This is a genomic window from Dietzia sp. SLG310A2-38A2 (genome assembly GCF_014145095.1).
GTDB lineage: Bacteria > Actinomycetota > Actinomycetes > Mycobacteriales > Mycobacteriaceae > Dietzia.
The window spans coordinates 1-3,673 of sequence record NZ_JAALDX010000423.1; the positions used below are offsets into that span (position 1 = coordinate 1).

Sequence of the window (3,673 nt, forward strand, 5' to 3'; positions counted from 1 at the left end):
CCGCCTTGTGGCGCACCGCCGGACCGGTCTGGGACCACCTCGCCGAGCCGCCCGGGTGACCTCTGCGACCCGGGCGCACGCCGCCTGGTCCGAGCTCTCGGCGCACGTTCTCGCCGCACGGTCCGCGCGCTCTCGCCGAGTGGTCACCAATGCCGGCTAAAGCAGAACGCGACCTGGGACAACGTGAGCGGGATTGACCTCGCGGCAGGATCGCGGCAGGGCCGGTGGGAGGAGTCGCCTCAGTCGGAGTCGGAATCGGCGGGCCGGACGTCCGTGGCGGGGTCGAGCTTGCGCACCAGGCTCGGTGCGAGGTCGGAGAGCGTGTACTCGGACAGCAGGCGGCCCGCCTCGTCGTCGTCGACCCCGGCGAACACCCGCCCGATGGTGACGCCGTGCGTGGGCACGGCGACCACCCGGATCTCGTCGCCAGCCTCGACCGACCCCGGGCGCAACACGCGGGCGTACGCACCCGGTCGCCCCGCCTCGGTGAATCGGCGCACCCACCTGGGCTTGCCGACGCGATCGCCGAAGGTCTGACACGGGATTCGGGGGGTGGTGATCTCCAGGCGCAGCGGGCCTCGGCGTCCGCTGCCCTGGCCCACCTCCAGCACCGTGCCGATCTGGAGCTGCGAGGTGTCGACGCCGGTCACGCGCAGGTTCTCGCCGAAGTACCCGGGCGGGATCGGCCCACCGAACTCGGGTTCCCACGGCTCGACATCGGAGTCGGAGAGCAGGTAGACGGCTTTCCACACGCCGCCGTGGTGTTCGCGATCGGCCTGGACGTCGCCGTGGAGGCCGTACTCGCGGACCTGCACCGGGCCCTCGACGGGGCGCTTGTCGATCGCCGTCACGCCGACCCGGCCGGGCACGGTGAGAAGCTGGTCCACCACACAGACGGCCTGCACGGTGAACGACTCCGGCACCGTCTGTCCGGACGCGGGACTGCTCGGGGCCGGCATCAGTGGCCGAACCTGCGGTTGCGTGCGCCGTAGTCGCGCAGGGCGCGGAGGAAGTCCACGCGCCGGAACGCGGGCCAGTACGCCTCAGTGAACCAGATCTCCGAGTACGCGCTCTGCCACAGCAGAAAACCGGAGAGCCGCTGCTCGCCCGAAGTACGGATCACCAGATCGGGATCGGGCTGGCCGGAGGTGTAGAGGTGCTCGCCGATGGCCTCCACGGTGATGCCGTCGACCAGCTCCCGTCCGGTCCGGCCCTCGTCGATCAGCTGGGCGACGAGTTCGCGGGTCGCGTCGGCGATCTCCTGCCGGCCGCCGTACCCCACGGCGACGTTGACCTTGACTCCCCGACGCCCGGTGCTCGCACGTTCGGCGTGGCGCAACCGTTCCGCCAGCCAGTCCGGCAGCACCTCCAGCCGCCCGACGATGCGGACGTCCCAGTTCTTGTCCGGGCCGGTGATCTCGTCCACCACGTCGGCGATGATCTGCAGCAGCTCGTCGAGCTCCTCGGCATCGCGACCGAGGTTCTCTGTGCTCAGCAGATAGATGGTGGCCACGTCCACACCCAGCTCGTCACACCAGCCCAGCATCTCGGCGATCTTGACCGCCCCGGCCCGGTGCCCGTGCGCCACATCCGCGAACCCGGCCTCCTTGGCCCAACGGCGGTTGCCGTCGGCCATCACCGCGATGTGCCGTGGGAGCCGGGCACCCTCGAGTGACGACCGGAGTCGCGACTCGTACAGCGAGTACAGGGGGGAGGAGGCATCCACTCGGTAGAGGTTACCGCGCGACGCCCCCTCCACAGGGGTCCCCCTGACCCGCGGGGGCTCAGCCCCGTCGGCCGGCGCGGACCCCGGCGGCGAGCGCGCGCACGCCTTCCTCTGTGGTATCCCAGCCGATGCAGGCGTCGGTGACCGACTTCCCGTAGACCAGTTCCGCGGCGTCGACGGACTGGGCGCCAGCCTCGAGGAAGCTCTCGACCATCACGCCGGAGATGCCCTCCTCCCCCGCCCCGATCCGCTCGGCGAGCTCGGCCACGACCTCGGCCTGACGCTCGTGCGACTTGCCCGAGTTGGCGTGGCTCGCATCGACCATCACCAGCCCGGGCAGCCCCACCTTCGCGACCGACGCCACCGCGGACGCCACGGACCCGGCGTCGTGGTTCGGCCCGCCCGTGCCACCCCGCAGGATCACGTGGCAGTCGGTGTTCCCGGCCGTCTCCACCACGGCGGCCCGGCCCTCGGCGTCGGTGCCGAAGAACACGTGGCGTGACGCCGAGGACCTGCATCCGTCCACCGCGACCTGGACCTCTCCGTCGGTGCCGTTCTTGAACCCCACCGGCATGGACAGGCCGGAGACCAACTGACGGTGCACCTGGCTCTCGGTGGTCCGCGCCCCGATGGCGCCCCAGGAGACGGCGTCGGCGATGTACTGCGGGCTGGTCGGTTCGAGGAACTCGCAGCCGACCGGAAGGCCGAGGTCCAGCACGTCCAGGAGGAGCCTGCGGGCGGTGCGCAGACCGCGCGGGATGTCGTAGCTCCCGTCCAGCGCCGGGTCGTTGATCAGGCCCTTCCACCCGACCGTCGTGCGCGGCTTCTCGAAGTAGACGCGCATGACGATGAGCAGGTCCTCGGAGACCTCCCGGGCGAGGGCCGCGAGACGCCCGGCGTAGTCGAGTGCGGCCTCGGGGTCGTGGACCGAGCAGGGTCCCACCACCACGAGCAACCGGTCGTCGCGCCCGGCCAGGACATCGGCGATCTCGGTGCGGCTGCGCTCGACCAGCGCCTCGCGGGCCTCCCCCAGCGGGAGTTCGCCGAGGATCTCGGTCGGCGTCGGCAGCGGGGAGTAGGACAGGACGCGCCGGTCGGCGGTCTGGGTGGGGTTCTCGGCGGTGATGGTCACGGCAGTGCGCTCCTGATGCGGTGGTCGTGGCGGGCCGGGTGCCGTGATCCTGTTCGGTGCCCTGTGTCGCACCCGGATCCGCCGCTGGAAATGGCGGGAGGCGGCAACCATGATGGTCACCGCCTCTGGGCTCCGGGTGTCGGACGTCCGGCTAGCGGACGCGTGCGCTCGCGGCGCGGGCTCCACCCGGAGCCCACATAAAGCGCCAATAAGCGCGAGCGATCGACATGCCGGACACCGTAGCAGAGGCCGCGTCCGTCGGGCCACTTGCGCCTCGCGCGCCGGCTGGCACCCTGGAGCCATGGGATACCGACTCGTCGCGGACGTCGCAATGGTGCTCCACGCCGCCTTCCTCGTGTACATGGTGGTGGGCGGGTTCATCGCGTGGCGATGGCGCTGGACGTTCTGGCCCCACCTGGCGACGGCGGCGTACGGACTCGGGATCGCAACGGTGGGGTGGGACTGCCCGCTCACCCACGTCGAGAACTGGGGACGCGCCCGCGCCGGCCAGGAGACGCTGCCGTCGTCGGGGTTCATCGACCACTACCTCACCGGCGTCATCTACCCCGCGGAGCATCTGGTGACGGCGCAACTCGCCGTGGCGGCCGCCGTGCTCGTCTCGTGGGCGGGCCTGGCGTTCCTCCACTGGCGAGCCCACGCCCGCGCACACCCACCAGAGGTGCAGCACTCCTGACGCAGACACCACCAGTACGAGCGTGATTCGAACACTTGCGCGACCTTCTGCCCACGGGTAGAATAGTACACATGTTCGAGTCGGGTGCGGCGTGGGAGGGGTGGCGGTGGTGAGTGTGACG

At 71.1% G+C, this 3,673-nt stretch carries 4 protein-coding genes; 1 reads left to right on the forward strand and 3 read right to left on the reverse strand.

The window, feature by feature from the left end; genetic code table 11:
* Positions 1-239: 239 nt before the first annotated feature.
* From G6027_RS14335 to G6027_RS14345, 3 genes are read right to left on the reverse strand one after another with little or no spacing between them, the layout of a single operon-like run.
* Positions 240-959, reverse strand: coding sequence for an MOSC domain-containing protein (locus G6027_RS14335; RefSeq protein WP_187702911.1), 720 nt, complete (start codon positions 957-959; stop codon positions 240-242).
* A complete protein-coding gene (locus G6027_RS14340; protein ID WP_107749141.1) occupies positions 959-1,726 on the reverse strand; it encodes an isoprenyl transferase in 768 nt (255 codons plus the stop codon). The genes G6027_RS14335 and G6027_RS14340 overlap by 1 nt, the downstream gene beginning before the upstream one ends.
* Positions 1,727-1,784: 58 nt before the next feature.
* Positions 1,785-2,858 carry a 3-deoxy-7-phosphoheptulonate synthase gene (locus G6027_RS14345; RefSeq protein ID WP_182637760.1) on the reverse strand — a complete coding sequence of 358 codons (1,074 nt, stop codon included), beginning with the start codon at positions 2,856-2,858 and terminating at the stop codon, positions 1,785-1,787.
* Positions 2,859-3,159: 301 nt separating this feature from the next.
* Between G6027_RS14345 and G6027_RS14350 the strand changes: the two genes are divergently transcribed.
* On the forward strand, positions 3,160-3,552 hold the full coding sequence (locus tag G6027_RS14350; protein WP_182637761.1) for a DUF2784 domain-containing protein: 393 nt from the start codon (positions 3,160-3,162) through the stop codon (positions 3,550-3,552).
* Positions 3,553-3,673 lie beyond the last annotated feature (121 nt).